The sequence below is a fragment of the Halomonas gemina genome, assembly GCF_023554995.1.
In the GTDB taxonomy this organism is placed as follows: domain Bacteria; phylum Pseudomonadota; class Gammaproteobacteria; order Pseudomonadales; family Halomonadaceae; genus Halomonas; species Halomonas gemina.
Map to the genome: position 1 here is coordinate 79066 of NZ_JAMJPK010000010.1, position 26298 is coordinate 105363.

25 protein-coding genes, 3 tRNA genes and 1 rRNA gene are annotated in these 26298 nt (G+C 68.5%); 11 read left to right on the forward strand and 18 right to left on the reverse strand.

The window, feature by feature from the left end:
• The first annotated feature begins 68 nt into the window (after window positions 1-68).
• The gene (locus tag M8009_RS17820) at window positions 69-1097 is read left to right on the forward strand and encodes a Fe(3+) ABC transporter substrate-binding protein (RefSeq protein WP_250063647.1); all 1029 of its coding nucleotides are present in this window, start codon (window positions 69-71) and stop codon (window positions 1095-1097) included.
• A gap of 222 nt (window positions 1098-1319) precedes the next feature.
• Here M8009_RS17820 and polA read toward each other — a convergent pair whose 3' ends face one another.
• The gene (gene polA, locus M8009_RS17825) at window positions 1320-4082 is read right to left on the reverse strand and encodes a DNA polymerase I (protein ID WP_250063649.1); all 2763 of its coding nucleotides are present in this window, start codon (window positions 4080-4082) and stop codon (window positions 1320-1322) included.
• A gap of 155 nt (window positions 4083-4237) precedes the next feature.
• Between polA and M8009_RS17830 the strand changes: the two genes are divergently transcribed.
• The 3 genes from M8009_RS17830 to speA all read left to right on the forward strand — a co-directional run bounded on the left by M8009_RS17830 (window position 4238) and on the right by speA (window position 7538).
• The gene (locus M8009_RS17830; protein WP_250063650.1) at window positions 4238-4537 is read left to right on the forward strand and encodes a DUF2782 domain-containing protein; all 300 of its coding nucleotides are present in this window, start codon (window positions 4238-4240) and stop codon (window positions 4535-4537) included.
• A gap of 122 nt (window positions 4538-4659) precedes the next feature.
• Window positions 4660-5619: a homoserine kinase gene (locus M8009_RS17835; protein ID WP_250063652.1), complete on the forward strand. Its 960-nt coding sequence runs from the start codon at window positions 4660-4662 to the stop codon at window positions 5617-5619.
• Window positions 5616-7538, forward strand: a complete 1923-nt coding sequence (gene speA, locus M8009_RS17840; protein WP_250063658.1) for a biosynthetic arginine decarboxylase — start codon at window positions 5616-5618, stop codon at window positions 7536-7538. The genes M8009_RS17835 and speA overlap by 4 nt, the downstream gene beginning before the upstream one ends.
• Before the next feature lie 80 nt (window positions 7539-7618).
• Here the strand turns inward: speA and M8009_RS17845 are convergent, their stop codons facing one another.
• The 9 genes from M8009_RS17845 to M8009_RS17885 all read right to left on the reverse strand — a co-directional run bounded on the left by M8009_RS17845 (window position 7619) and on the right by M8009_RS17885 (window position 14207).
• Window positions 7619-8284 (reverse strand): fumarylacetoacetate hydrolase family protein, encoded by a 666-nt coding sequence (locus M8009_RS17845; RefSeq protein ID WP_250063660.1) that lies wholly within the window; start codon window positions 8282-8284, stop codon window positions 7619-7621.
• A gap of 103 nt (window positions 8285-8387) precedes the next feature.
• Window positions 8388-9392 (reverse strand): ectoine hydroxylase, encoded by a 1005-nt coding sequence (gene thpD / locus M8009_RS17850; RefSeq protein ID WP_250063662.1) that lies wholly within the window; start codon window positions 9390-9392, stop codon window positions 8388-8390.
• A 195-nt stretch (window positions 9393-9587) separates the two neighbouring features.
• Window positions 9588-9663 (reverse strand) — tRNA-Thr (locus tag M8009_RS17855).
• 43 nt (window positions 9664-9706) lie between these two features.
• Window positions 9707-9781 (reverse strand) — tRNA-Gln (locus tag M8009_RS17860).
• 6 nt (window positions 9782-9787) lie between these two features.
• Window positions 9788-9863: transfer RNA gene (locus tag M8009_RS17865), tRNA-Phe, on the reverse strand.
• A 92-nt stretch (window positions 9864-9955) separates the two neighbouring features.
• Window positions 9956-10228 carry an oxidative damage protection protein gene (locus M8009_RS17870; RefSeq protein WP_250063664.1) on the reverse strand — a complete coding sequence of 91 codons (273 nt, stop codon included), beginning with the start codon at window positions 10226-10228 and terminating at the stop codon, window positions 9956-9958.
• Window positions 10229-10251: 23 nt separating this feature from the next.
• Complete coding sequence (mutY, locus tag M8009_RS17875) at window positions 10252-11343, reverse strand: A/G-specific adenine glycosylase (RefSeq protein WP_250063666.1); 1092 nt, start codon at window positions 11341-11343, stop codon at window positions 10252-10254.
• Between the two features lie 69 nt (window positions 11344-11412).
• Entirely contained in the window at window positions 11413-13758 is a 2346-nt protein-coding gene (locus tag M8009_RS17880) for an AsmA family protein (protein WP_250063668.1), read from the reverse strand.
• Window positions 13755-14207 carry an acetyl-CoA sensor PanZ family protein gene (locus M8009_RS17885; protein ID WP_250063670.1) on the reverse strand — a complete coding sequence of 151 codons (453 nt, stop codon included), beginning with the start codon at window positions 14205-14207 and terminating at the stop codon, window positions 13755-13757. Before M8009_RS17885 ends, M8009_RS17880 begins: the two co-directional genes overlap by 4 nt.
• Before the next feature lie 193 nt (window positions 14208-14400).
• On the opposite strand from M8009_RS17885, the gene hisB reads away from it, so the two are divergent.
• Genes hisB through M8009_RS17910 form a run of 5 tightly spaced genes read left to right on the forward strand, consistent with a single transcriptional unit; the run spans window position 14401 to window position 17764 of the window.
• A complete protein-coding gene (hisB, locus tag M8009_RS17890) occupies window positions 14401-14994 on the forward strand; it encodes an imidazoleglycerol-phosphate dehydratase HisB (protein WP_250063672.1) in 594 nt (197 codons plus the stop codon).
• A gap of 31 nt (window positions 14995-15025) precedes the next feature.
• The gene (gene hisH, locus M8009_RS17895) at window positions 15026-15667 is read left to right on the forward strand and encodes an imidazole glycerol phosphate synthase subunit HisH (protein ID WP_250063674.1); all 642 of its coding nucleotides are present in this window, start codon (window positions 15026-15028) and stop codon (window positions 15665-15667) included.
• A 22-nt stretch (window positions 15668-15689) separates the two neighbouring features.
• A complete protein-coding gene (gene hisA, locus M8009_RS17900) occupies window positions 15690-16436 on the forward strand; it encodes a 1-(5-phosphoribosyl)-5-[(5-phosphoribosylamino)methylideneamino]imidazole-4-carboxamide isomerase (RefSeq protein WP_250063676.1) in 747 nt (248 codons plus the stop codon).
• 3 nt (window positions 16437-16439) lie between these two features.
• Window positions 16440-17213, forward strand: coding sequence for an imidazole glycerol phosphate synthase subunit HisF (gene hisF, locus M8009_RS17905; protein WP_250063677.1), 774 nt, complete (start codon window positions 16440-16442; stop codon window positions 17211-17213).
• Window positions 17214-17233: 20 nt separating this feature from the next.
• Window positions 17234-17764 (forward strand): hypothetical protein, encoded by a 531-nt coding sequence (locus tag M8009_RS17910; protein WP_250063679.1) that lies wholly within the window; start codon window positions 17234-17236, stop codon window positions 17762-17764.
• Window positions 17765-17774: 10 nt separating this feature from the next.
• On the opposite strand, the gene M8009_RS17915 is transcribed toward M8009_RS17910, so the two are convergent.
• Window positions 17775-18356 (reverse strand): YjaG family protein, encoded by a 582-nt coding sequence (locus M8009_RS17915; protein ID WP_250063681.1) that lies wholly within the window; start codon window positions 18354-18356, stop codon window positions 17775-17777.
• A 26-nt stretch (window positions 18357-18382) separates the two neighbouring features.
• Window positions 18383-18676, reverse strand: coding sequence for an MGMT family protein (locus tag M8009_RS17920; RefSeq protein ID WP_250063683.1), 294 nt, complete (start codon window positions 18674-18676; stop codon window positions 18383-18385).
• Between the two features lie 57 nt (window positions 18677-18733).
• Between M8009_RS17920 and M8009_RS17925 the strand changes: the two genes are divergently transcribed.
• Window positions 18734-19432 (forward strand): type 1 glutamine amidotransferase, encoded by a 699-nt coding sequence (locus M8009_RS17925; protein ID WP_250063685.1) that lies wholly within the window; start codon window positions 18734-18736, stop codon window positions 19430-19432.
• A 4-nt stretch (window positions 19433-19436) separates the two neighbouring features.
• Here M8009_RS17925 and mnmH read toward each other — a convergent pair whose 3' ends face one another.
• The 5 genes from mnmH to M8009_RS17950 all read right to left on the reverse strand — a co-directional run bounded on the left by mnmH (window position 19437) and on the right by M8009_RS17950 (window position 24589).
• Window positions 19437-20561, reverse strand: a complete 1125-nt coding sequence (gene mnmH / locus M8009_RS17930; RefSeq protein WP_250063687.1) for a tRNA 2-selenouridine(34) synthase MnmH — start codon at window positions 20559-20561, stop codon at window positions 19437-19439.
• Window positions 20558-21595 carry a selenide, water dikinase SelD gene (selD, locus tag M8009_RS17935; protein ID WP_250063689.1) on the reverse strand — a complete coding sequence of 346 codons (1038 nt, stop codon included), beginning with the start codon at window positions 21593-21595 and terminating at the stop codon, window positions 20558-20560. The genes mnmH and selD overlap by 4 nt, the downstream gene beginning before the upstream one ends.
• A 50-nt stretch (window positions 21596-21645) precedes the next feature.
• Entirely contained in the window at window positions 21646-23025 is a 1380-nt protein-coding gene (gene radA, locus M8009_RS17940; protein WP_250063691.1) for a DNA repair protein RadA, read from the reverse strand.
• Between the two features lie 120 nt (window positions 23026-23145).
• Window positions 23146-23595: a copper resistance protein NlpE N-terminal domain-containing protein gene (locus M8009_RS17945; protein WP_250063693.1), complete on the reverse strand. Its 450-nt coding sequence runs from the start codon at window positions 23593-23595 to the stop codon at window positions 23146-23148.
• 100 nt (window positions 23596-23695) lie between these two features.
• Window positions 23696-24589 (reverse strand): AEC family transporter, encoded by an 894-nt coding sequence (locus M8009_RS17950; RefSeq protein WP_250063695.1) that lies wholly within the window; start codon window positions 24587-24589, stop codon window positions 23696-23698.
• Window positions 24590-24710: 121 nt separating this feature from the next.
• Between M8009_RS17950 and hisC the strand changes: the two genes are divergently transcribed.
• Window positions 24711-25766, forward strand: coding sequence for a histidinol-phosphate transaminase (hisC, locus tag M8009_RS17955; RefSeq protein ID WP_250063697.1), 1056 nt, complete (start codon window positions 24711-24713; stop codon window positions 25764-25766).
• A 278-nt stretch (window positions 25767-26044) separates the two neighbouring features.
• Here hisC and rrf read toward each other — a convergent pair.
• Window positions 26045-26160: ribosomal RNA gene (rrf, locus tag M8009_RS17960) — 5S ribosomal RNA — on the reverse strand.
• Between the last annotated feature and the right edge of the window lie 138 nt (window positions 26161-26298).

The following is a 26298-nucleotide window of genomic DNA, read 5'->3' on the forward strand; positions in this document are numbered from 1 at the left end:
TCAATGACGTAAATGTAATGCAAAGCATTATCATTCGAAACCGCAATCCCACAACTCGAGGTGTCTCCATGTCGCTGAACCGTCGTCTCGCCATGCCCCTGGCCGCCCTGGTGGCCGGCTCCGCCATGGCCTCCCAGGTCGCTGCCGAGGAACTCAATGTCTACTCGGCGCGCCACTACGACTCCGACGAGGCGCTCTATGCCGCCTTCACCGAGCAGACAGGCATCGAGGTCAACGTCCTGGAGGGCGATTCCGACCAGCTGATCCAGCGCCTCAAGCTGGAGGGCGAGGCCAGTCCCGCCGACGTGATGATCACCGTGGATGCCGGCCGCCTGTGGCGCGGCGAGCAGGAGGACATCTTCGCCAGCGTGGAGTCGGAGGTGCTCGACGAGCGGCTGCCCGACTACATGCGCCATCCGGAAGGCAAGTGGTTCGGCTTCAGCCAGCGCGTCCGGGCGATCTTCATCGACCCCACCGAGGTCGATGCCGGCGAGATCACAAGCTATGAGGATCTGGCGGACCCGAAGTTCGAGGGCCAGGTCTGCATCCGCTCCTCGAACAACATCTACAACCAGTCCCTGCTGGCCTCGCTGATCGCCCACCACGGCGAGGAAGAGGCGGAAGCCTGGGCCAAGGGGGTGGTCGACAACTTCGCACGTGATCCCGAGGGCGGCGACACCGACCAGATCCGCGGCGTCGCCAGCGGCGAGTGCAACATCGCCCTGGCCAACCACTACTACTACGTGCGCCTGGTCAACTCGGACAACGAGGCCGACCGCGAGGTGGCCGAGAAGGTCGAGATCGTCTTCCCCAACCAGGACGGTCGCGGCGCGCACGTCAACGTCGGCGGTGCCGGCGTGGTGAAGGGCGCGCCGAACGAGGAGAACGCCGTGCGCTTCCTCGAGTTTCTCGCCTCCGACGAGGCCCAGGCCCTCTTCGCCACCGGCAACTACGAGTTCCCCGCCGTGGAATCCGTGGAGACCGATGGCGTCATCGCCTCCTGGGGCGACTTCAAGAAGGACGACCTGAACGTCAGCGTGCTGGGCGAGAACAACCCCGAGGCCGTGAGGATCTTCGATCGCGCCGGCTGGCGTTAAGAAGGCCTGATTTGCTGCTGCGCTCGAGATCTCGGCCGCCGGCGGTACTGGCGCGCCAGCCCGGTCGGAGTCCTCATTTACTGGCGTGTAAACTGCGGCTCCTGCGTTCCGGCGGCGACCGACCTCTCTTCGCTCGCAACGCAAATAAGAACCTTCTTACTAAGCTCACAACAGGCCCGCGGCATCCGCCGCGGGCCTTGGCGTTGTGGGACAGGACTCGCGTCAGTGCGCCTCGTCCCAGTTCGCCCCACTCTCGGCCTCGACGGTCAGCGCCACATCGAGCTTCGCGGCCCTCTCCATGCGCCCCTTCACCTCCTCGATGAAGGCCTCGACCTGGTCCTCGGCCACCTCGAAGACCAGCTCGTCGTGGACCTGCATCACCATCACCGCATCGAAGTCCTTACCCGCGAGCCAGGCATCGACGTCGATCATGGCGCGCTTGATGATGTCCGCCGCGGTGCCCTGCATGGGGGCATTGATGGCGGTGCGCTCGGCGCCCTGGCGGCGGGCGCGGTTCTGGGAGCGGATCTCCGGCAGGTGGAGGCGCCGGCCGAAGACCGTCTCCACGTAGCCATCCTCGGCCGCCTGGGCACGGATGCGCTCCATGTAGCGGGCCACGCCGGGGTAGCGGTCGAAGTAGCGGTCGATGTAGGTCTGCGCCTGGCCGCGCTCGATATGCAGCTGCCGTCCCAGGCCCCAGGCGCTCATGCCGTAGATCAGCCCGAAGTTGATCGCCTTGGCACTGCGGCGCTGGTCGGGCGAGACCCTGGAGAGCGCCACCCCGAACACCTCGGCGGCGGTGGCGGCGTGGATGTCGCGCCCCTCGGCGAAGGCCTCGAGCAACCCCTTGTCGCCGGAGAGATGGGCCATGATGCGCAGTTCGATCTGCGAGTAGTCGGCGGCGACGATGCGGTAACCGGGCCGGGCGATAAAGGCCTGCCGAATCTTCCTGCCCTCTTCGGTACGAATCGGGATGTTCTGCAGGTTGGGGTCCGACGACGACAGCCGCCCGGTGGCGGTCACCGCCTGGTGGTAGCTGGTATGCAGCCGCCCGGTGGCCTTGTTGACCAGCCGCGGCAGCTTGTCGGTGTAGGTGGACTTGAGCTTGGCGAGTCCGCGGTGCTCCATGATCACCTTGGGCAGCGGGTAGTCCAGCGCCAGCTCCTCGAGCACCGCCTCCGCGGTGGAGGGCGCCCCCTTGGGGGTCTTCTTGATCACCGGGATCTTCTGCTCCTCGAACAGGATCTGGCCGAGCTGCTTGGGGGAGCCGAGGTTGAACTCGCGACCGGCGAGCTCGAAGGCCCTGGCCTCCAGCTCGCGGATGCGCGCCTCGAGCTCGCGGCTCTGCGTGTGCAGCCGCTCGGGGTCCAGCGCCACGCCGGTGCGCTCCATGCGCGACAGCACCGGGATCAGCGGCAGCTCGATCTCCTCGAGCACCTCGGCGAGCCGACCCTCGGCCTCGACGCGGGGCCGCAGTTCCTGGTGCAGGCGCAGGGTGATGTCGACGTCCTCGCAGGCGTAGGGCGCAGCCTGCTCCAGGGCCACCTGGTTGAAGGTGAGCTGCTTGGCGCCCTTGCCGGCGATCTCCTCGAAGGAGACGGTCTTCTCGCCCAGGTACTTGAGCGCCAGGGAGTCCATGTCGTGGCGGGTCGCCGTGGAGTCGAGCACATAGGACTCCAGCATGGTGTCCTCCAGCGGCCCGGCCACCGCGATGCCGACGTTGGCCAGCACCGAGATGTCATACTTGAGGTTCTGGCCGACCTTGATCCGGCCGTCGCCCTCCCAGAGCGGGCGCAGGGCCTCGAGCACCGCCTCGCGGTCGAGCTGCTCGGGGGCATCGAGATAGTCATGGGCCAGCGGGATATAGGCGGCCTCCCCGGGCGCAAGCGCGAGCCCCACGCCGACCACCTGCGCCTCCATGTAGTTGAGGCTGGTGGTCTCCAGGTCGAAGCAGAAGGTGTCGCTCGCCGTCAGCCGCTCGAGCCAGGCGTCGAAGTCGGCCTGCGCGAGGATGACATGGTCCTCGCGGGCGGCACGGCTCTCCGCGTCAGACGCCGGCTCATCCGGCACCGGCGTGCCGCCCGCCGCATCGTCGACCCCCTCGTCCTTGCCCTCGAGCAGTTCGGAGAGCCAGGCCCGGAACTCCAGCCGGCGATAGAGCTCGAGCAGCGCCTCGCGATCGGGATGGGCGATGTCCAGGTCATCGAGTCCCACCGGCAGCTCGCAGTCGGTCTTGATGGTGGCGAGCTGGTAGGAGAGGAAGGCCTGGTCGCGGTGCTCCTCGAGCTTCTTCGGCAGGGTCTTGGCGCCGCGGAAGCCGAGCTCCTTGACCTTCTCCAGGTCGGCATAGAGGGTCTCGAGCCCGCCGTCCATGCCCTGCAGCAGCCCCAGCGCCGTCTTCTCGCCGACCCCCGGCACGCCGGGGATGTTGTCGACCTTGTCGCCCATCAGCGCCAGGAAGTCGATGATCAGCGCCGGCGGCAGGCCGAACTTCTCCTTCACGCCGTCGACGTCCAGGGTCTCGTCCTTCATGGTGTTGACCAGCGTGATGTGGTCGTTGACCAGCTGGGCCATGTCCTTGTCGCCGGTGGAGATCACCGCATCGCGGCCGGCCTCGGTGGCCTGGCGGGCCAGGGTGCCGATGACGTCGTCGGCCTCCACCCCCTCGATGCACAGCAGCGGCAGGCCCAGCGCCCTCACGCAGTCGTGCAGCGGCTGCACCTGGGAACGCAGGTCATCGGGCATCGGCGGCCGATGGGACTTGTACTGCTCGAACAGCTCGTCGCGGAAGGTCTTGCCCGGGGCGTCGAAGACCACTGCCATGGGACTGTCGGGATAGTCCTTGATCAGCCGCTTGAGCATGTTGAGCACGCCCTTGATCGCCCCGGTGGGCTGGCCGTCGGAGGTGGTCAGGGGCGGCAGGGCGTGGAAGGCGCGGTACAGATAGGAGGAACCGTCGACGAGAACGATGGGTGTATCGGCCATGTAGGGCATCCATTGAAGCGTGGCGTGAGGTGATCCTGGTCATCCATGATACGCATTGCCGCCGCCTTTTGCCGCGGGTGGTAGGCCGAGCGGCCACTAGCCCCTACACTGGGGGTATCCCTGCTTCCCCGCCCCGTGCGGCCCTGGAGGTCATCATGAAGAAGTTCCCGAGACGCTCGATCACTGCCCTGCTGCTGGCGCTCGCCCTGGCCGTGTTCAGCGTTGGCAGCGCCCTGGCGCAGTCCTCCGCCGACCTCGAGCCGGACATCACCATCCGTCAGGAGGAGGAGCGCACCATCCGCGAGTACCGCGTCAACGGCGAGCTCTATGCCATCGAGATCCGCCCCTCCTCCGGCCCCTCCTACTTTCTCGTCGACCACGACGGCGACGGCGACTTCGAGCGCCGGGAGGGCGACCGCATCGCCGTTCCCCAGTGGGTACTGAAGACCTTCTGAGCCCGCTGAGACCCCGCTTCCGACTCCCGGCCCCGGCAGGGCAAGCGCTGCGACCGGGGCGCGTGCATCGGTGTGCCAAGTCGCTACAATAGGCGGCTTGGCATTTCCCGGGCGAGAGACACATGGCTGTATTCACACCGCTTACCGAACCTCAGGTCGCCGAGTTCCTCAGCCGCTTCGACGCCGGCTCGCTCGTCTCCCTCGAAGGCGTGCCCGCCGGCACCGAGAACACCACCTTCTTCGTCACCACCGACCGGCGCGAGCTGGTGCTGACCCTCTTCGAGCAGGGCGAGCACGAGGAGCTGCCCTTCTTCGTCGAGTTGCTCGACTACCTGGACGAGCACCGCCTGCCGGTGCCGGGCCCGCTGCACGACCGCGACGGTGTTGCCCTGCACACCCTGGCCGACAAGCCGGCGCTGCTGTTCCCGAAGCTGCCCGGCAAGTCCCCGCTCGCCCCGAACCTGGCCCAGTGCCGCGAGCTCGGCGACACCCTCGGGCGCATGCACGTGGTCTCCCGTCACTTCCCGGGCCACCGTCCCAACCCGCGGGACCTGCACTGGCTGCTGCCCATGCACCACAAGGTGCTGGTCTACCTCTCGCCGCAGGACCAGGCGCTGATGAAGGACGAGGTGGAGATCTACCAGGGTTTCTTCGGCGACGCCCCGGCACTGCCCCAGGGCGCGCTGCATGGCGACCTGTTCCGCGACAACACCCTCTTCGACGGTGACCGCCTGGGCGGGCTGATCGACTTCTACAACGGCTGCACCGGTGACCTGCTGTTCGACCTGGCCATCGTCATCAACGACTGGGCCACCGGCTCCGACGGCCGCCTGGATGCCGAGCGCCACGATGCCATCCTCGCCGCCTACCTGGCACGCCGGCCGCTGACTCCCGCCGAGCGCGACGCCTGGCCGATGATGTTGCGCCTGACTGCCCTGCGCTACTGGCTGTCGCGGCTGCTGGTGGTCTATGTGGACCCGCCGGCCCACGACCTCACGCCCCACGACCCCGATCAGTTTCTTACCATCCTCAAGGCGCGCCTGGAACACGGCGCCCTGCCACTGCCCGAGGTGAGCGAATGAGCCTGTCGAAGAGCCATGCCGCCGGACCGGCACAGCGCGCGCGGCGCACCTGGAACATCGACCAGTGGGGCAGCGGCTACTTCGACGTCGACGACAGCGGCCACGCCCTGGTGCGCCCGCTGGGCAGCGAGGCCGTGGGCCCGGCCCTGCCGCTGGACGACCTGGTGGCCGAGCTGCGCCAGGCCGGACTGCGCCTGCCGGTGCTGGTGCGCTTCACCGACATCCTCCACGACCGGGTCGAGCAGCTCTGCGCCGCCTTCGATACCGCCATGCAGGAGGAGGAGTTCGGCGGCGGCTACACCGCCGTCTACCCGATCAAGGTCAACCAGCAGCGCCGGGTGGTGGAGGAGATCCTCGGCACCCAGGAGCGCGGCCATGGCCGGGTGGGACTCGAGGCCGGCAGCAAGCCGGAACTGCTCGCCGTGCTGGCACTCTCCGGCGATGGCTCCTCGCTGATCGTCTGCAACGGCTACAAGGACCGCGAGTACGTGCGCCTGGCGCTGATGGGCGAGAAGCTCGGCCACCGGGTCTACCTGGTGGTGGAGAAGCTCTCGGAGCTGCCGCTGATCCTCGAGGAGGCCGAGCGCATCGGCGTCACGCCACGCATCGGCCTGCGTGCCCGCCTGGCCACCGTGGGGCGCGGCCGTTGGCAGAATACCGGCGGCGAGAAATCCAAGTTCGGCCTCACCGCCAGCCAGGTGCTGGCGGTGGTGGAGCAGCTGCGCGAGGCCGATGCCCTGGCCAGCCTGCAGCTGGTGCACTTCCACCTGGGCTCGCAGATCGCCAATATCCGCGACATCCAGCGCGGCCTGCGCGAGTGCGCGCGCTTCTACCAGAGCCTGGTGGAACTGGGCGCGCCGGTGGACACCGTGGACGTGGGCGGTGGCCTCGGCGTCGACTACGAGGGCACCCGCTCGCGCAGCTTCTGTTCCGCCAACTACTCGATGCTGGAGTACGCCCGCAACGTGGTGTACGCCTTCCGCCTGGCCTGCCAGGAGTTCGACCTGCCCCAACCCCACCTGATCAGCGAGTCGGGCCGGGCACTCACCGCCCACCACGCGGTGCTGATCACCAACGTGATCGGCGAGGAGCGTATCAGCGACGAGGCGCCCCCGCGCCGGGTCGAGGGCGACCCCCAGGTCGAAGAGCTGTGGCGCGTCCATGACCTGCTGCACGAGCAGGCCGAGCCACGCGGCCTGGTGGAGGCCTGGCACGACCTGGTGCAGGCCATGGGCGAGCTCCACGAGCGCTTCGTGATGGGCCTCACTGACATCACCGCCCGGGCCGAGGGCGAGGGCGTCTACTTCGCCGCCTGCACCCGGCTGCGAGCACGGCTCGATAACCGCAACCGCGCCCACCGCGAGATCGACGACGAGCTGGCCGAGAAGCTCGCCGACAAGCTGTTCGTCAACTTCTCGCTGTTCCAGTCGGTGCCCGACGTCTGGGGCATCCAGCAGATCTTCCCGGTGCTGCCGCTCACCGGCCTTGACCACGAGCCGGTACGCCGCGGCGTCATCCAGGACATCACCTGCGACTCGGACGGGCGCATCGACGGCTACGTGGACGGCCAGGGCGTGGAGACCACCCTGCCGCTGCCCGAGTGGCAGGAAGGCGACGAGAAGCTGCTGGGCTTCTTCATGGTGGGGGCCTACCAGGAGATCCTCGGCGACCTGCACAACCTGTTCGGCGACACCGATTCGGCGGACGCGGCCCTGGACGGCAACGGCCGCTGGTCGATCAGCCAGATCCAGCAGGGGGACCGGGTCGCCGACGTGCTCGGCTATGTCAACTTCGACGTCGCCGCGCTGCGCGAGCGGCTGGCCGAACAGCTCGCGCGCAGCGGCCTGGAACGGGCCGAGCAGCAGGCCTTCCTCGACGACCTCTCGGATGGCCTGGACGGCTATACCTACCTGGAGTGAGGGCGCTCTGCCCGGAACGCGACGACGCCCCGCAGCCATGAACTGCAGGGCGTCGTCGTTGGGGGCGGGCGCGGTGCCGACTACTCCACTACGCGGGTGGTGACCTCCATCCCCCCGGTGAGGGTGAAGTGCAGTGTCGTGCCACGCTTCAGCGGCCCCACACCGGCCGGGGTGCCGGTCAGCACCACGTCGCCCGGCTGCAGGGTGAAGTGGCGGCTCATCTCCGCCACCAGGGTCGCCACCGGGAAGAGCATGTCCGCCCCCTCGCCGCGCTGGCGCGGCTCGCCGTCCACCTCCAGGGTGAAGGAGACCCCGCTCCAGTTGGGCACCTGGGAGAGCGGCAGGAAGGACGACAGCGGGCAGGCGCCGTCGAAGGCCTTGGCGATCTCCCAGGGATGGCCCTTCTCCTTGAGGCGCGACTGGACGTCACGCAGGGTCAGGTCCAGGGCCAGCCCGATGCCGACGATACCCCGCTCGGCCTCGTCGGCCGTGACGTTGGAGAGCTCCTCACCGATCAGCAGCGCCAGCTCCGTCTCGTAATGCACCTCACCCCGTGAGAAGGGTGCGTCGATCGGCTGCTCCAGCGGGACGGCAGCCGTCGCCGGCTTGATGAAGAGCAGGGGTTCGCTGGGCACCGGGTTGTCCAGTTCCCGGGCATGGTCGGCATAGTTGCGGCCGACGCAGACGATCTTGCCCAATGGCTCGGGAAACGGCTGGCCATCGGTGAAATGGGGCACGAAACGCATGGCGGTTGTTCTCCTTCTGGTGGTCGCCGCCGCGGTCAGGCGACAAGCCCTTCAGTCTACGCCAGCGACACCCTGGGTCCAGCGTACCGGCGTGGCCGGCCGCTCAGATGGGTCCCTCGGGCGACCAGCGCTCGCCCGGCTCGTGGGCCAGGAAGCGCGGGCGCCGGCGGCTCGCCCCGAAGGGTGCCAGACAGCGGTTGTCGAGGCGATTGTAGACGAAGAAGGCGTTGCTGCGCGGGTCCGGCGACATGTTGGCATTGGAGCCATGCAGCACGTTGCAGTCGAACAGCAACAGGCCGCCCGCCGCACCGGTTGGCGACTCGATGCCGTGCCGATCGATCAGCGCACGCAGCGCCTCGCGGCCCGGCACCCCGACCTCCTGCTGCTTGAGCGACTGCCTGTGGTTCTCGTCCGGGGTCTCGCCGAGGCAGGGCACGAAGACTCGGTGGGAGCCCGGCACCAGCATCAGCGGCCCGTTGAAGTGGTGGTTGTCGGTGAGCACGAGGGAGGCGCTCAGCGCATGCATGGCCGGCATGCCGTCCTCGGCGTGCCAGGTCTCGAAGTCCGAGTGCCAGCTGAAGCCCTTGCCCTCGAAGCCCGGCTTGTAGTTGATGCGCGATTGGTGGACATAGGCCTCCCCGCCGAGGATCTGGCGGGCGCGGCCCATCAGGCGCTCGTCATGTGCCAGGCGCGAGAAGACGCGCGACAGTAAATGGACGGCGAACAGCGAGCGGATCTCGTTGCCCTGGGGCTCGGTGATGCTGAAGTCGCGGTCGCGGAAGTCGTCGTTGTCGAGCAAGGCCGCGAGTTCCCGGCGCAGCTCGGCGAGCTCGTCGCCAGTGATGAAGCCGGGCTCGAAGAGGAACCCCTGGCGCTCGAACGCATCGAGCTGCGCCTGGCTCAGTGGCCCTTCCTCGGCACGCCCCTTGACCACCGGCTCGCGGCGGTTGAACCAAGGCATGTCGAATGGCTCGGCGAGGCGCGTGGGATATGGATCCTCGCCCGGGCGCGGTGCGGTACGCACGCGGCTCTGGGGGTCTGGAGAATCGACGACGGCGTTGAGGTCAGCCTGTTCCAGCGTGCGATAGGACGATGTCTGCACTGACATCCAATCACCTCCTGTGACTCCGTGATCAGTCTCAGTTCGAACCGTTCCAACGGCAGGACAGCCGCGGGCGACCCCAGTGAAGGAGCCGCACGGTGCCATATGGTGACGCCCTCGGGGGTTTCAAGGGCAACGAAAAAACCGCCTCGGTGGGCGGCCTTCATATACTGCAACTCGTTGATATACCCGATTTCTTGATGGTGCCGGCAGCAGGAGTCGAACCCGCGACCTACTGATTACAAGTCAGTTGCTCTACCAACTGAGCTATGCCGGCTCGGGAACCGACTCGAGTCACAGAATCGGAAACAGGGTTGGCGTGGCTGGGGTACCAGGATTCGAACCTGGGAATGCCGATACCAAAAACCGGTGCCTTACCACTTGGCTATACCCCAGCAGATTGGTGGCCAGAGACGGAATCGAACCGCCGACACGGGGATTTTCAATCCCCTGCTCTACCGACTGAGCTATCTGGCCGCTGCCAACGGTGCGTATTAAACCCCAGCGGGCCGTTTCCGTCAACCCCTTCCGTTTCAGAAAGATGGCCGGGGATCGGCGACACGCGAGGGCTACTCGCCCCGGGGAACATAGCCCTCGGCCTGGTCGGTCTCGCGATTGTCGAGGAAGCGTTCCATCTGCTCCATCAGGTACTCCCGCGAGGCGGCATCGAGCATGTTGAGGTGCTTCTCGTTGATCAGGCGGGTCTGCAGCGCCTGCCACTCCTCCCAGGCCTGGCGGGAGACGCTGGCCTGGATCTCCTGGCCCTTCTTGCCGGGCAGCGGCGGGAACGGCAGGGCGTCCATTTCCTTCTGGTACTTGCGGCAGAAGACGGTCTGGCTCATCGGGGTCTCTCCTCGTGCGGGTGTCAGGGCCCGGCGGTGGTGGTCAGCGCGAAGGGCGCCAGGGACGCCAGCAACGCCTTGACCGGTGCCGCCAGGCCGATGCTGGGGGGATCAGAGGGATCGTACCAGCAGCGCGCCTCGTCCACCGCGTCCAGCCGGCCGATGCGGGCCGGCTGCGGGGTGATCTCGAGGCGGAAGTGGCTGAAGACATGAATGAAGGGCGTCCAGGCGGGCTCGAGCTCGCTGCCCGGCGCCCGGGCGTCCAGCCAGGCCTGCAGCGCCTCGGCATCGTCGAACTGGGGCAGGCTCCAGAGCCCGCCCCACAGGCCGCTGGAGGGGCGCTGCTCGAGCAGCACGCGCCCCTCCCCGTCCTGCAGGAGCAGCATGACGGTGGTGCGCGTGGGCAGGGCCTTCCTCGGCTTGGACTCGGGGAAGCGTTTCTCCTCGCCGCGGGCGTGGGCCACGCAGACCGCCTCGAAGGGGCAGCGACCACAGTCGGGGCTGCCGCGCCGGCAGAGGGTCGCGCCCAGGTCCATCATCGCCTGGGTGAAGTCGACCAGCCGCTCGTCGGGCGTGTAGTGCTCGGCCAGGGCCCACAGCCGGCGCTCTACCGCCGGCCGTCCCGGCCAGCCCTCCACGGCGTGCAGGCGCGTCAGGACCCGCTTGACGTTGCCATCGAGGATCACCGCGCGCCGCCCGGTGCTCTGGGCGATGATCGCCCCGGCCGTGGAGCGGCCGATGCCGGGCAGCGCCGCCATCTCGTCGAGGCTGTGGACGGGAAACTCCCCGCCATGCTCATCGACCACCACCCGGGCGGCCTTGTGGAGGTTGCGCCCCCGAGCGTAGTAGCCCAGCCCGGTCCACAGGTGCAGCACCTCGTCCTGGCCGGCCGCCGCCAGCGACGCCACGTCGGGGAAGCGCGCCATGAAGCGCTCGAAGTAGGGGATCACCGTGGCCACCTGGGTCTGCTGCAACATGATCTCCGAGACCCACACCCGGTAGGGGTTGCGTTCCTGCTGCCAGGGCAGGTCGTGGCGACCGTGCGCGTCGAACCAGGCGAGCAGGCGCTGCTGGAAGCGCTCCGGCGGCAGGATGGCTGGCGGCATGTCCGTCATGGGGCTCTCACTGCGAACAAAAAAGCGCCGACTGGGGAAGTCGGCGCAGGGACTGGTGGTACGTGTTGCTCAATCGAATAGACCCTTCAGGGCATCGCGAAGTTCCTTGCCGGCCTCCTCGCCGATGCGCTCGTCGATCTTCTCGGCGGCACCCTCGAGGCGCTTCTCGACCTCCTCGCCGGCACGCTGCGAGGCCTCGTCGCGCAGCAGCTCGGCCAGGGTGCCCTGGAAGGCCTGGCGGTCGAGGCGGCACCATTCGGCACGGTCACCGCCCAGCTGCCCCTCGCAGCGCACCGGCAGCGGTACCCGCTCCAGGCGCCGGTTGACCTCGCAGGGGGCGTTCTCGGCATTGACCAGGCGAACCGCGGCACGCAGATCGAACTGCTCGCTGACCAGGTCCAGCTCGCCCTTGCCGCCCACCTCCATGCCGGGCAGCGTGACCAGCAGGTCGTCACTCCTGGCGCTGCCCTCGTCCAGCTTCAGGGTGGCACGGATGCGCTCGAAACGGGTCTCGTCGCGCCACTCGCGGTCGAGCTGCTCACCCTGCAGGGCGGCGGCCGTGGTACACAGCTCCCGGGAGATGTTGACGCCGGGGATCGCGCCCTCCTCGATGCGAGTGGCGAGGCTGCCGCCCAGGTGGCGCCTGAGTTCCATCAGGGTGTTGCCGCGGGTAGTGAGCTCGCCTTCGCCGCTGAAGCGGCCGCTCAGGGGCGCGGGCTCGTTGCCGAGGGCCTCGAGCAGCGACTCCAGGCGCACGCGCTCGACCTTCGGCGCCAGCTGCCAGCGGGCCGGGGTCTCGCGCAGGTCGAGGACGCCGTCGGCGGCCAGGTGGCCATCGTGGAAGCGCGACTCAAAGGCGACCAGGCGATGGCGCCCGTCGCGCCCCTCGAGGGTCAGGTCGACGTCCTGGAAGTCCAGCCCCGCCAGGCGCAGCTCGCCGAGGGCCAGGTGGGCATCGAGCGTGAGCGCGGACAGCCACTGCGTCGGCACCAGCCCCTCCGACTCGGCGGCATGGGCACGGCGGATGCCCGGCAGGCGCCACAGCGAGGCACCGTCGTCCTCCACCCCCGGAGGCGGCAGGTAGCCGTCCAGGTCGAGCCGGTCGCCCTGCAGGTCGGCGGCGAGCAACTCGCCACCGTACTGCCCCGCAAGCCGGCCGGTGAAGGTGCTGCCATCCAGCACCAGGGTCAGGCCGGCGAACTCGAAGCGTTCGAGATCGCCGCTGACGGGGCTGGTCAACGCCACGTCGGAGAGCGCCTCGCCGTTGGCCATGGCCGGCATCATGTCGAGCCGCGCCAGCCAGGGCCGCAGCGAGAGCGGCGCCAGGCGCAGCTGGCCGGTGTAGGCCGGCGTCTCGGCGAGGTTGCTGAGGTTGAGGTTGCCCTTGAGCTCCAGGCCGTCGGGGCCGGTGAGCGCCAGGTCGCGCAGGCGAGCGCTCTGCTCGTCGAGGTCGGCGTCGAGGGTGAAGGCCAGCGACAGCGGCAGCACCTTCTCGCCCAGGTGCGGATGCTTGAGGCTGGCGTCGAGTTGCCCCTCCTCCAGCTGCAGGCTGCCCTCGCCGGCGTTCACCACCAGCTGGCCACCCTTGAGGTTGACCTTCTGTTCACTCTCCAGACCGGCGAGGCGGTTGACCGTCTCCAGGCTCAGCCCCTCCAGCACGTGCCGGCCCTCCGCCAGGCCCAGCGCCACCCGGCCCTTCAGGGCGACCTCGCTGACCAGGCGTGCCTCCCGCTCCTGCCGTCGCCCATCGAGGCCCTGGTAGCCCGTCAGCCGGAAGGAGGATGCGACCGGGAAGGCCTGCCCGGGATTGACGTTACTGCCGCTGACCTGGACCTTCTCGAAGAGCAATTCGCGGTCGCCCAGGGCATCGCGGAAGCGCACCTCACCGTCCCGGACCTGCACGCTGGCGACGTTGAGCGCGACGGTAAGGCCGGTGTCGATGTCGGGGTCGGGCCCGGCGCTGGCCGGGGCCAGGGCGGCCTCGGCCTCCTCGCTGCTCTCGCCCAACCGCTCGAGCAGCACCTCCCAGTTGCCTTCTCCCTGCTCGTCGCGCTTGAGGTCGAGGTAGAGGCCGTCGAGGGTCAGGCCGTCGATGGCGATCTCGCCGCGCAGCAGCGGCGTGAAGGCGAGGCTGACCTCGGCGTGGGAGAAGGCGGCGAAGGGTGTCGAGTCGTCCGCCTGGTCGGGCAGGCGGGCCTCGGCCTTCTCCACACCCACCCCCAGGCGGGGATAGAAGGACCAGGAGAGGGCGCCATCCAGGCTCAGCTCCAGCCCGCTGTATTCGCGCACCACCTCGACCAGCCGCGGCTTGAGGTCGTTGGGGTCGAAGAAGGTGGTGACATAGACCACGGCGCCGACCATCACCAGGCCGAGCACGCCGATGGCGGCGAGCAGGGTCCGCAACAGGCGCTTCATTGCTGTCCTCCCCGTGGTAGCAGGTCGAGCTCGAAGTAGTCGCCGTCCTTGGTGAGCCGGTAGCCCAGCCGGGAAAGCAGCATCTGGTCGGCCACCGGCAGCTGGGAGGAGTCGGCAAAGAGGCGGCGACCCTCGGCATGGGCGGTCTCGCTGACCAGCGCCAGCAGCCGTGAGCCGACGCCGCGACGCCGGGTCGTGCTGCGCACGCAGAGGTTCGACAGCCACCAGGCATCCTGGTCGGTTTTCACCGCCACGGCGCCCAGCAGCCGGTCGTTGAAGCGGGCACAGCTGAAGAGGTGGCCACTCGCGAGGTGGTCACGTATGAAGTCATCGACGGGCAGCGGCAGGCGCTCGGCGGGAGCGTCGGCGTAGATGCGCGCGAGGTCGAGGCGTATCTGGGCATCCGCTTCCCAGGTGGCCTGGTCGACCTGTTGAAGGGTCACCGGCATGCGTGGTTCTCCTTGAGCCGGGGCGGCGGGGTCGCCACCACTGTAATGGCCCGCATTGTAGCGGATGGGGCAGGCGATTCACTATAATGGCAGGCTCGCGGCGCCAGACACAGCACCCGGCGCCCTTCCGCCTTGCTGGCCGGTGGCCGTCACCGGCCCCTCTCGACACGCGCCCCGGCGCTGGAGACCCGACATGTCCGAGCGTATCGCCACGGTCACCCGGAACACCCGGGAAACCCAGATCACGGTGACCATCAATCTCGACGGCGAGGGGCGCCTGGCCTGCGAGACCGGCGTGCCCTTCCTCGACCACATGCTCGACCAGGTGGCCCGCCACGGCCTGATCGACCTCGACATCGAGGCGGTGGGCGACCTGCATATCGATGACCACCATACCGTCGAGGACCTCGGCATCACCCTGGGCCAGGCCTTCCACCAGGCGATCGGCGACAAGCGCGGCATCTACCGCTACGGCCATGCCTACGTGCCCCTGGACGAGGCCCTGTCGCGGGTGGTGGTGGACTTCTCCGGCCGCCCGGGGCTTTACATGGACGTCGAGTTCACCCGCGCCAGCATCGGCCGCCTGGATACCCAGCTGTTCTGGGAGTTCTTCCAGGGCTTCGTCAACCATGCCCGGGTGACCCTGCATATCGACAACCTGAAGGGCTTCAACGCCCACCACCAGGCGGAGACCATCTTCAAGGCCTTCGGCCGCGCGCTGCGCATGGCCGTGGCGCCGGATCCGCGCATGGCCGGCCAGATGCCGTCTACCAAGGGTAGCCTCTGAGGCCGCCGAACGATCACACGAGGAGCGCTTCATGACCATTGCCGTCATCGACTACGGGATGGGCAACCTGCATTCCGTCGCCAAGGCACTGGAACACGTCACCCACGAGAACGTGATCGTGACGCGGGATGCCCGTCGCATCCGCGGCGCCACCCGCCTGGTACTGCCCGGCCAGGGCGCCATCCGCGATTGCATGGGTGAGCTCGAGAAGACCGAGCTGCGTGGCCTGGTCGAGGAATTGCTCGCCCGCCAGGCCAAGCCGCTGCTGGGCATCTGCGTCGGCCAGCAGATGCTGCTCGACCACAGTGAGGAGAACGGCGGCATCAGCTGCCTGGGCTTCCTGCGCGGCGAGGTGAGGAAGTTCCCGACCGACATGCGCGATGACCGGGACAACCGTCTCAAGGTGCCCCACATGGGCTGGAACCTGGTGCACCAGCACCACGAACACCCCCTGTGGGCCGGCATCGACCAGGACGAGCACTTCTACTTCGTGCACAGCTACTATGTCGACGCCGCCGACGACGCCACGGTGTTCGGGACCACCGACTACGGGCGGGTGAATGCCCACGTGGCCATCGGCCGCGATGCCACCTTCGCCGTGCAGTTCCATCCGGAGAAGAGCTCCCGGGCCGGCCTCAAGCTGCTGGAAAACTTCGTTCAATGGACGCCCTGAGCGGCGCCGAAAGGATCCCCACATGCTGGTAATTCCCGCCATCGACCTCAAGGACGGCAAGTGCGTCCGCCTCAAGCAGGGCCGCATGGACGACGCCACCACCTACGGCGACGACCCGGTGGCCATGGCCGCCCGCTGGGTCGAGGCCGGCGCCCGTCGCCTGCACCTGGTCGACCTCAACGGCGCCTTCGAGGGCACGCCGGTCAACGGTGAGGCGGTCACCGCCATCGCCCGCGCCTGGCCCGACCTGCCGATCCAGATCGGCGGCGGCATCCGCAGCGCCGAGACCATCGAGCATTACCTCGAGGCCGGGGTCTCCTACGTGATCATCGGCACCAAGGCGGTCAAGGAACCGGCCTTCGTCGGCGAGATGTGCCGGGCCTTCCCCGGCCACGTGATCGTTGGCCTGGACGCCCGGGATGGCTTCGTGGCCACCGACGGCTGGGCCGAGGTCTCGACGGTGGAGGCCACCGAGCTCGCCAAGCGCTTCGCCGACGACGGCGTCTCCAGCATCGTCTATACCGACATCGCCCGCGACGGCATGATGTCCGGCGTCAACGTCGAGGCCACCGCGGCGCTTGCCCGCGAGGGGGGCCTGCCGGTGATCGCCTCCGGCGGGGTGACCGACCTCGACGACCTGCGCGCCCTGGTCACGGCCGGCGAACCCGGAATCCTGGGCGCCATCACCGGGCGAGCCATCTACGAGGGCAGCCTCGACGTGGCCGAGGCGCAGCGGCTCTGCGACGAACTCAGCCAGAAGGGGAGCTGATCCATGGGACTCGCCAAGCGCATCATTCCGTGCCTGGACGTCGACGCCGGCCGCGTGGTCAAGGGCGTCAACTTCATCGGCATCCGCGACGCCGGTGACCCGGTGGAGATCGCCCAGCGCTACAACCAGCAGGGCGCCGACGAGATCACCTTCCTCGACATCACGGCGAGCCACGAGAACCGCGACACCACGGTGGAGATGGTCGAGCGCATCGCCGGCGAGGTGTTCATTCCGCTCACCGTGGGTGGCGGCATCCGCACCTGCGACGACATCCGCACCATGCTCAACGCCGGCGCCGACAAGGTGTCGATCAACACCGCCGCGGTGACCAACCCCGACTTCGTGCACGAGGCCGCCGAGCGCTTCGGCAGCCAGTGCATCGTGGTGGCCATCGACGCCAAGAAGGTCTCCGCGGAAGGCGAGCCGGACCGCTGGGAGATCTTCACCCATGGCGGGCGCCGCCCCACCGGGCTGGATGCCGTGGAGTGGGCGAAGAAGATGGTGGCCTACGGTGCCGGCGAACTGCTGCTGACCAGCATGGACCGCGACGGCACCAAGGTCGGCTTCGACCTGGGCATGACCCGCGCCATCTCGGACGCGGTGAGCGTGCCGGTGATCGCCTCCGGCGGGGTCGGCACCCTCGACCATCTGGTCGAGGGCGTCATCGAGGGCGGTGCCGACGCGGTGCTGGCGGCCAGCATCTTCCACTTCGGCGAGTACACCATCCCCGAGGCCAAGCGCTACATGGCCGAGCGGGGGATCGAGATGCGGCTCTGAGAGACTTCGATGCAACCTGGATGTCACTGCGAACGCGCTTAGGCGCCGCCCTCCTACCGGCGGCGCTACTGCTGGAGCCGGCTGCCTCCCAGGCGGAGACAGTTGAAGGCTGGTGGGAGCATCTTGATTGGCCACCCCGGCTTACATTAGACCATGTGCTGCTGCAGGCCGGTCTCTACACGACCCACTTCAGCAACGACCCTGATCATACCAACGATCAGAGGCTGATTAGCCTGGAGTGGCACACGCCCGACCGGTGGTTCGCCGGAGGAGCCCGCTTCAGGAATTCCTTCAGCCAGGAGTCCCACTATCTTTATGCGGGCCGCGAGTTCCCTTTCTGGCAAGCGGGCGATGTCAGCTTCCGCGCAAAACTCACGGCCGGGCTGCTGCACGGCTACCGCGGGGAGTATCGCGACAAGATCCCGTTCAATCATCTGGGCGTGGCCCCGGCATTCCTGCCCACGCTGGGGGCACGCTGGAGGCGGGTCGAGACAGACCTGATCGTCTTCGGCACTGCCGGCATGATGATCACGGCGGGATGGCGTTTCTGAGCCACTCCCCCTACTCCGGGGAGAGACCCAGATTGCTGATGCCGTCGTTGCGCCCCAGCCGGCGCAGCGACTTGAGCGCCTCGCGATCCAGCGGGCCCGCCTCCACCGCCTCGAGCACCGCGTCCTGGAAGTCGTTCTCGTCCGCCATCAGCGGATGGCCGCGGACCAGCTCGCCCAGCCGTGCAGCGTCCTCCTCGCCCTCGGTGAGCTCGATATAGGCGCGCACCCCGCTGCGTGAGGTCCTGCTGACCTCCAGCACCGCCTCGGGGGCCTCGCCGCGCAGGGTGTCGAGCAGCGCCGAGAGGGCCACCACCGCCTCCAGGGCGCGCCGCGCCCCGAAGCTGTCGTCCTCGGCGGGGGGCTCCAGCTCGGCGAGCTTCTCGGCCTGGCGGTCGAAGTCGATGCGCGCCTCCTTCACTGCCAGCTGCTCCCAGACCAGGTCCAGGATCACCCTCATGCCATGCGGGTCACCCTGGCCGGTGGTATCGGCATAGAGGCGGTAGTTGGGCAGCAGGCGCTCGCACAGCGCCGCCATGAAGGCCCGCTGGCGTCGCGGGTCGAGCTGCTGCAAGCGCTGGAAGAAGCCGCTCATGGAGTCTCCTTGGGTTCAGGGTTGTCTCAGGGCCAGAGGCGCTCTTTCGCTATACGCCCACGGGGATCGAAGAGCACACCCTCGGCGACCAGCCGCCGGCGCTGCTCCTCGGCCCCGGAATGGTCGGCCAGCTTGCGGGAGGCGGTGATGACCCGGAACCAGGGCAGGCCGTGGCCGGCGGGCAGCTCGCGCAGGGCCCGGGCCACCAGGCGCGGGGTGGCGCCATCGGTCATCGCGGCGATGCGACCGTAGGTGGTCACCCGGCCGGACGGGATCTCGGCGAGGATGGTCAGTATCTGTTCCCGCAGCTCCGGCTTCATGTACCCTTGCGCTCCGTCCCGTCCGTCACTCGGCATTCCCATCAAGGCGAGGCCCGCATGCACGTTCACCTTCTCCAGCACAGCCCCCACCAGGGACCGGCCCGCATCGCCGACTGGCTTTCCAGCATGGGGCACAGTCACACCGTCTTCCACCTCGACGCGGGGGAGCTGCCGCCGCGGCTGGCCGATGGCGATGCGCTGATCGTGCTCGACGGCCCCGAGGGCAGCCTCGAGGATGGCCAGTGTCCCTGGCTCAGGGGCGAGCGCAAGCTGATCCACCAGGCGCTGGACGCCAACAAGCCGCTGCTGGGGGTCGGCTTCGGCGCCCGGCTGATCGCCGAGGCGCTGGGGGCGGCGGTGGCCCGCGGCACCGTCGCCGAGACCGGCTGGCATCGCGTGGACCTCGCCCCGCTGAGCACCGTCGACCTGCCCGAAAGTTTCGAGGCCTTCATGTGGCACCGCGAGGTATTCGCGCTGCCCGACTATGCCCTGGCGCTGGGCCGCAGCGAGGCCAGCCCGCTGCAGGGCTTCACCTGGGACGGCGGCCGGGTAGTCGGGATGCTCTGCCATCTGGAGGCCACCGCCGCAAGCGTCACCGCCCTGCTCGACCATCAGCCGGCGCCCGAGGGCAGCGAGACCAGCCCCCATGCCCAGGACCGGGCGGCAATGCTCGAGGACCCGAGGCGCTTCGACCGGCTGGCTCCGCTGCTCGACCGCCTGCTCAGCCAGTGGTTGGGCAGCACCACTCGGGCGTGACGGCTCAAGCCGTCTGCTGACGCTGCGGACGGCCGGCCTGACGCGCCTCGGCGGACCACTCCCTGGCGACCTGCAGGCAGCTCTCCCAGTCGCCCACGTGGAGGAAGTGGCGCTCGGGGTGCTTCTCCAGCTGGTGGCGATAGAGCGGGTCGTAGTATTCGGTCAGCAGCGGGGCCAACCAGGCCTCATGGGCCTGGCGGTTGCCGCGCTCATGCTCGCGGAAGGCCAGCGCCTGGAGGCGCTGCAGGCGCGCCAGGCGCTCGCTGCCCAGACGCTTCCTCAGCCGACCCAGGGCAGTGGTGAGCTGCTTGCGCATCAGCGCCCAACCCAGCCAGTCGCCGAACTGACGACGATGGACCTCCCACAGGTCGTCGATGTAGTCCTTGCGGATCTGTGCCAGCCGCCAGTCCAGCGGCATCTCGATGCGGATGCGCGGCGCCGGCACCATGCCCTCCCAGAAGCGCAGCGGGATGTTGGCCGCCCCGATGCGCCGCGACTCGTCTTCCACCACCAGCGGCCCGGGCAGCTCCAGCAGGCGCCGCCCCATGGCGTGTTCGAAGTCGATCTGGCTGGGCGCCGGTAACGGGTGGCGCCCGAAGGCCGAGCCCTTGTGCCGCGCGCAGCCCTCCAGGTCGAGGCCATTGTCCAGCGCCAGGATCAACGGCGTCTTGGCACAGCCGGTGAGGCCGCCCACCACCATCAGCGGCTGCTCGGCCGCGGCGTCGATGCGCGCGCAGAGGGCCTGGCGCATCGCCTTCCAGCCACCGCGGATACGCGGGCGCAGGGCGCCGGCATCCGCCAGCCACTGCTGGGCAACCTGGGAGCGCAGCCCGCCGCGAAAGCAGTAGATGATGGCGTCGGGATGCGCCACAAGGAGCCGCTGCCAGGCGGCGACCCGCGCCGCCTTGAGGCCGCCGCTGACCAGCCGCTCACCCAGGGCGATGGCCGCGTCCTGGCCATGCGCCTTGTAGGCGATCCCCACGAGGTGGCGCTCCTCGTCATCCATCAGCGGCAGGTTGACCGCCCCGGGCAGGGCGCCCTGGGCGAACTCCACCGGCGCCCGGACATCGATCAGCACACGCCCTTCCCGCAGCAGCGCGAGATCCGGCTCGACCAGCGGCAGGCTCATCCACGCACCTCGATCAGCGCCGGCCCGCTGGCCTTGACGACTTCGCCGAAGGGCACGAGCTTGATGCCATGGTCGCGGCCGATGCGCTCCACATCGTCTTCCCAGGAGGGGTGCACCGAAAGCAGCAGCCCACCGGAGGTCTGCGGGTCGCAGAGCCACTGCCAGTGGGCCTCGTCCATCGCCGGCAGGCTCTCGCCCAGCGCCTCGCGGTTGCGCTTGGTGCCGCCGGGCACCGCGCCCTGGCGGCGGTAGGCCTCGGCCTCGGCGAGCCGCGGCAGGCGGCGGAAGTTGACCCGGGCGGCCACGCCACTGGCCGTGCAGATCTCGGCGAGATGGCCGGCCAGGCCGAAGCCGGTGACGTCAGTCATGGCATGCACGCCCTTGACCTTGGCAAGCTCCATGCCGATGGCATTGGACTTGAGCATGGTCTCCCGCGCCAGGCCCTGGTGGCCGGGCTCGATCAACCCCTGCTTCTCGGCCGTGGTCAGCAGGCCCACCCCCAGCGGCTTGGTGAGGAACAGCAGGTCACCGGGCTTGGCGCCCTTGTTGAGCTTTAGATGCTCGAGGTCGACAAGGCCGTTGACCGCCAGGCCGAAGATCGGCTCGGGGGCGTCGATGGAGTGGCCGCCGGCAAGCGCCACGCCGAGCTCGCGGCACACCGCCTGGGCACCGGCCACCACGTCGCCGGCGACCTCGGCGCCGAGCGTCTCCAGCGGCCAGCCGAGGATGCCGAGTGCCAGCACCGGCTTGCCGCCCATGGCATAGACGTCGCTGATGGCATTGATCGCCGCGATGCGGCCGAAGTCGAAAGGATCATCCACGATGGGCATGAAGAAGTCGGTGGTGGCGATCATGCCGCGACCGTCGTCCAGGTCGTAGACGGCGGCATCCTCGCGCCCCTGGTTGCCGACGATCAGCCGCGAGTGGCTGGCCCCGGGGCCGGCCTTGGCAAGAATACTGTCGAGCACGTCGGGGGCGATCTTGCAGCCGCAGCCGGCGCCGTGGCTGTACTGGGTCAGGCGGATGGCGCTCATCTCGTTCTCCTTGGCATTCACTACCCGCATTCTACATCAGAGTGGGGGGCCTAGAGGGCGTCCAGGGCCTCGGCGAGCTTGTCCACGGCGACCACCTCCATGCCCTCGGGCGAGCGCTTGGGGGCATTGCCGCGGGGCACGATGGCACGCTTGAAGCCGTGCTTGGCCGCCTCGACGATGCGCTCCTGGCCACTGGGCACCGGGCGGATCTCGCCGGAGAGCCCCACCTCGCCGAACACCACCAGCTCGCGGGGAAGCGGCCGGTTCTGCAGGCTGGAGACCACCGCCAGCAGCACCGCAAGGTCGGCGCTGGTTTCCAGCACCTTGACCCCGCCGACCACGTTGAGGAAGACGTCCTGGTCCCCGGTGAACAGCCCGCCATGGCGATGCAGCACCGCCAGCAGCATGGCCAGGCGGTTCTGGTCGAGGCCCACGGCGACGCGGCGCGGGTTGCCCAGCGCCGACTCGTCGAGCAGTGCCTGGACCTCGACGAGGATCGGCCGGGTACCCTCCCAGACCACCATCACCAGGCTGCCGGCACTCTGCTCCTCGTTGCGCGAGAGGAAGATGGCGCTGGGATTCTTCACCTCCTTGAGGCCATGCTCGAGCATGGCGAACACGCCAAGCTCGTTGACCGCGCCGAAGCGGTTCTTCTGGCCGCGCAGGGTGCGGAAGCGCGAGTCCGCCCCGCCCTCGAGCAGCAATGAGGCATCGATCATGTGCTCCAGCACCTTGGGGCCGGCCAGGGTGCCGTCCTTGGTGACGTGACCCACCAGCATCAACACGGTATTGCTCTGCTTGGCGAAGCGAGTCAGGGCCGCGGCGGACTCGCGCACCTGGGCCACGCCGCCCGGCGCCGAAGCGATATCCTCCAGGTGCATGGTCTGGATGGAGTCGATGACGAGTATCTCGGGGCGCTCGCGCTCGGCCACGGCGAGGATGGTCTCGATGCTGGTCTCGGCCAGCATCTTCAGGCCCTGCACCGGCAGCTGCAGGCGGTGGGCGCGCATCGCCACCTGGGAGAGCGACTCCTCACCGGTCACATAGACCACCCGGCGGGTCTGGGCCAGCTTGCAGGCGGTCTGCAGCAGCAGGGTCGACTTGCCGGCCCCGGGATGCCCCCCGAGCAGCACCGCCGAGCCCGGCACCAGGCCACCGCCCAGCACCCGGTCGAACTCCGCGAAGGTGGAAGAGAGCCTGGGTACCTCGCTGAGGTCGACGCTGGACAGGTCGACCACCTCGCGGGACAGACCGCCGGCATAGCCGCCGCGCGCGGTCGCGGAGGCCCCCGCGGCGGCAACGGGCCGCGCCGCCGAGAGACGGACCTCGCTCAAGGTGTTCCACTCCTGGCAGCTGCTGCACTGCCCCTGCCACTTGCGGTACTCGGCACCACACTCGGTGCAGACGAAGGCGCTCTTCGCTTTGGCCATGCGGCACTCTCTCCCACGGTCAGGGCCATCACTCTACCCGCCACGGGCCGCGTGCAGATGGCATGCCCGCAACGACGAGGGGCGACCCTGAGGCCGCCCCGTTACCGCGCATTCAGACGTTTACAGGCGCTTGAGCTGCAGCATCTCGCTGTTCTGGAAACGACGCAGGTTGGGGTCGATCAGTTCCAGCGTCTGTTGATCGACGCGCAGGAAGTAGTAGGTCTGCCCTTCGCCATCGGGGGTCAGCTCGTAGACGGTGGCGGTGGGATCCTGCTCGGTCCCCTCGAGGACCTCCCAGTTGCCTGCGTAGTTCTCGTCCGGCGGGTTCTGCGGGTGCTCCCGGTAGGAGGCCTCGAGGTCGAAGGTGCGTTCCTCGACGGCACTCTGCTCCTCGCCGTTCAGGGTCACGTTCAGGTCGATACCGTCGCAGTTGCGGCATGGCAGCGTTCCCTGGTAGGTCGCCGTTGTCGCTTCCATCTCCGGGGCAGCGGCCTGGTCGGTGGGTCCGGCGGCGCAGCCGGCCAACAGGGCGGCCAGGGCTGTGCCGGCCAGCAAGGTCCTGATTTGCATTTGTGTCCTCCTAACCAATGGGCATGACGCCGTTAAGCACGGCAGCCTGATAGACAGCATAACCTCTCGTGTCCTCAGCGGACAGCCTCCCCGCCATGCGTCAGGCCAGCGGATAGACATGGGTGAAGATCAGTGCCAGCACCAGCGGCATGACCACCAGGCTGCCCAGGTTACCGATCAGCACCAGCGAGGCCACCTTATGGGGCTCCTGGCGATACTGCTCGGCCACCAGGTAGTTCAACACGGCCGGCGGCAGGGCGGCAAACACCCACAGGGCCGCCGCCTGCAGGCCCGACAGGTCGAGCCACCAGATCAGCGGCACGGCAAGCACCAGTCCAGAGAGCGGACAGAGTACCGCCCCGAGCAGCCCCGTCTTCCAGTCGCCAAAGTCGATATCCAGCATCCTAACGCCCAGGGCGAAGAGCATCAGCGGGATACAGACCCCGCCCAGCATGTGCAGCGCCTCCAGGAACCAGCCCGGCAGAGGCACACCGCCCAGGTTGACGGCGAGGCCCGCCAGGCTCGCCAGCACGATGGGCATGCGCAGCAGCCGCCACAGCGGCGTATGCGGGCTGAGCATGTAGAGCCCCACCGAGAAGTGCAGCAGCATCTCGATGATGAACAGCACCACCGCCGCCGGCAGGGCCTTCTCGCCGAAGGCCAGCACCAGCAGGGGGATCCCCATGTTGCCGGAGTTGTTGAACATCATCGGCGGCAGGAAGGTCTTGGTCTCGAGCCTCAGCCACTTCGCCACCGGCCAGAGCACGAGCCCCGAGCCCAGCACCACCACGGCCCCCGCCAGGGCCAGGCTCGCGTAGTCCGCCAGGGGCGCCTGGCGGTCGGCGAGCACGGCGAACACCAGCATGGGCACGAAGAGCTCCATGTTGAGGGTGTTCAGGCCACGGATGTCTGGGGTGCGAAAGCGGCCGTAGAGGGTCCCGCAGCCGGCGATCAGGAAGACGGGCAGCAGGGTGGCGAGGATCTGGGCGGTCATTGCACGGGTCCGTAGGCAGCGAATGATCGATAGCGGCCCCGAGACTAGCATGGCCGCGGCTTGCGCGGTCACGCCGCTCGGGTCACCATGACCAAAGTCCAATCCCCCCGAGCGAGTGACCATGAGCAAGTTCTGGAGCCCCGCCGTTCGCGAGCTGACCCCCTATATCCCCGGCGAGCAGCCCCGCGAGCGCCTGATCAAGCTGAACACCAACGAGAACCCCTACCCGCCGGCACCCGGCGTCGAGGCCGCGCTGCGCGAGTTTTCCGCCGATCACCTGCGACTCTATCCGGACCCGCAGTCCCGCGCCCTGCGCGAGGCCCTGGCGGAGGAACTCGGGGTGACGACAGAGCAGGTGTTCGTCGGCAACGGCTCCGACGAGGTCCTCGCCCTGGCGTTCCAGGCCTTCTTCCGCCAGCCACGCCCGCTGGAGATGCCGAACATTTCCTACAGCTTCTATCCGGTCTACTGCCGTCTCTATGGCGTCGAGCGCCGCACCCACCCCCTGGACGCCGAGTGGCGCGTCGACCTCGATGCCTTCGGCCAGGATGCCGGCGGGGTGATCTTCGCCAATCCCAATGCTCCCACCGGCCATGGCCACGGGCGCGAGGCCATCGCCGGACTGCTCGAGCGGGTCTCCGCCGCGGTGGTGCTGGTCGACGAGGCCTACGTGGACTTCGGCGGCGAGAGTGCCGTCCCGCTGGTCGAGCGCTTCCCCAACCTGCTGGTCACCGGCACCTTCTCCAAGTCGCGCAGCCTGGCCGGCCTGCGGCTCGGCTATGCGGTGGGCTCCCGCGAGCTGATCGAGGGGCTCGAGCGGGTCAAGGACTCCTTCAACTCCTACCCCGTCGACAGCCTGGCCAGCGCCCTGGGCATCGCCTCCCTGGCAGACCGCGAGCACTTCGAGGCCTGTCGCGAGGCGGTGATCACCACCCGCGAACGCACCCGGGGGCGACTCGAGGCCCTGGGCTTTCAGGTGCTACCCTCGCAGTCCAACTTCGTGCTGGTCAGCCATCCGGAGCTTGATGCCGCCCAGCTCTTCGTTGGCCTGCGCGAGCGCGGCGTACTGGTACGCCATTTCAATACCGACGTACTGCGCGACCACCTGCGGATCTCCATCGGTACCGATGACGAGATGGACAGCCTCGTCGAGGCGCTCGAGAGCCTGTGCCGCTAGGGCCGCCCAGGGTCAGGGAACAACCTCGACTGCCCCTCGCCAGGGTCCATCACGTGGCGCTGATCACCGCCGACTCTCCATGGGGAGGCCCTGGCTCGGCATCCGTTTAGCCGACGCACATGAAAAACCCCGAGCTCTGGTGAACTCGGGGTTTTTTCTGAATAGGTGCCTGACGATGATTGCGCCGGGTGTCCGGTGGCCGGCATCCCGGGACTCTCCACGGGGAGGCCCCCAACAACGACGAAACCCCGACCAAGGGCCGGGGTTTCTGAATAAGTGCCTGACGATGACCTACTCTCGCATGGGGAGGCCCCACACTACCATCGGCGCTGAGCGGTTTCACTGCTGAGTTCGGCATGGGATCAGGTGGTTCCCGCACGCTATGGTCGTCAGGCGAAAAACTTATGAATCATGCTGACGCTACGTCTCGTCGTATCCGGCTGTCGGTCGCCATCGGCAGACCGCTTGGGTGTTATATGGTCAAGCCTCACGGGCCATTAGTACCGGTTAGCTCAACGCCTTGCAGCGCTTC

Coding starts and splice junctions, on each gene's coding strand:
- M8009_RS17820 (WP_250063647.1), top strand. CDS start 69: ATGTCGCTGAACCGTCGTCTCGCCATGCCCCTGGCCGCCCTGGTGGCC.
- polA (WP_250063649.1), bottom strand. CDS start 4,082: ATGGCCGATACACCCATCGTTCTCGTCGACGGTTCCTCCTATCTGTAC.
- M8009_RS17830 (WP_250063650.1), top strand. CDS start 4,238: ATGAAGAAGTTCCCGAGACGCTCGATCACTGCCCTGCTGCTGGCGCTC.
- M8009_RS17835 (WP_250063652.1), top strand. CDS start 4,660: ATGGCTGTATTCACACCGCTTACCGAACCTCAGGTCGCCGAGTTCCTC.
- speA (WP_250063658.1), top strand. CDS start 5,616: ATGAGCCTGTCGAAGAGCCATGCCGCCGGACCGGCACAGCGCGCGCGG.
- M8009_RS17845 (WP_250063660.1), bottom strand. CDS start 8,284: ATGCGTTTCGTGCCCCATTTCACCGATGGCCAGCCGTTTCCCGAGCCA.
- thpD (WP_250063662.1), bottom strand. CDS start 9,392: ATGTCAGTGCAGACATCGTCCTATCGCACGCTGGAACAGGCTGACCTC.
- M8009_RS17870 (WP_250063664.1), bottom strand. CDS start 10,228: ATGAGCCAGACCGTCTTCTGCCGCAAGTACCAGAAGGAAATGGACGCC.
- mutY (WP_250063666.1), bottom strand. CDS start 11,343: ATGACGGACATGCCGCCAGCCATCCTGCCGCCGGAGCGCTTCCAGCAG.
- M8009_RS17880 (WP_250063668.1), bottom strand. CDS start 13,758: ATGAAGCGCCTGTTGCGGACCCTGCTCGCCGCCATCGGCGTGCTCGGC.
- M8009_RS17885 (WP_250063670.1), bottom strand. CDS start 14,207: ATGCCGGTGACCCTTCAACAGGTCGACCAGGCCACCTGGGAAGCGGAT.
- hisB (WP_250063672.1), top strand. CDS start 14,401: ATGTCCGAGCGTATCGCCACGGTCACCCGGAACACCCGGGAAACCCAG.
- hisH (WP_250063674.1), top strand. CDS start 15,026: ATGACCATTGCCGTCATCGACTACGGGATGGGCAACCTGCATTCCGTC.
- hisA (WP_250063676.1), top strand. CDS start 15,690: ATGCTGGTAATTCCCGCCATCGACCTCAAGGACGGCAAGTGCGTCCGC.
- hisF (WP_250063677.1), top strand. CDS start 16,440: ATGGGACTCGCCAAGCGCATCATTCCGTGCCTGGACGTCGACGCCGGC.
- M8009_RS17910 (WP_250063679.1), top strand. CDS start 17,234: ATGTCACTGCGAACGCGCTTAGGCGCCGCCCTCCTACCGGCGGCGCTA.
- M8009_RS17915 (WP_250063681.1), bottom strand. CDS start 18,356: ATGAGCGGCTTCTTCCAGCGCTTGCAGCAGCTCGACCCGCGACGCCAG.
- M8009_RS17920 (WP_250063683.1), bottom strand. CDS start 18,676: ATGAAGCCGGAGCTGCGGGAACAGATACTGACCATCCTCGCCGAGATC.
- M8009_RS17925 (WP_250063685.1), top strand. CDS start 18,734: ATGCACGTTCACCTTCTCCAGCACAGCCCCCACCAGGGACCGGCCCGC.
- mnmH (WP_250063687.1), bottom strand. CDS start 20,561: ATGAGCCTGCCGCTGGTCGAGCCGGATCTCGCGCTGCTGCGGGAAGGG.
- selD (WP_250063689.1), bottom strand. CDS start 21,595: ATGAGCGCCATCCGCCTGACCCAGTACAGCCACGGCGCCGGCTGCGGC.
- radA (WP_250063691.1), bottom strand. CDS start 23,025: ATGGCCAAAGCGAAGAGCGCCTTCGTCTGCACCGAGTGTGGTGCCGAG.
- M8009_RS17945 (WP_250063693.1), bottom strand. CDS start 23,595: ATGCAAATCAGGACCTTGCTGGCCGGCACAGCCCTGGCCGCCCTGTTG.
- M8009_RS17950 (WP_250063695.1), bottom strand. CDS start 24,589: ATGACCGCCCAGATCCTCGCCACCCTGCTGCCCGTCTTCCTGATCGCC.
- hisC (WP_250063697.1), top strand. CDS start 24,711: ATGAGCAAGTTCTGGAGCCCCGCCGTTCGCGAGCTGACCCCCTATATC.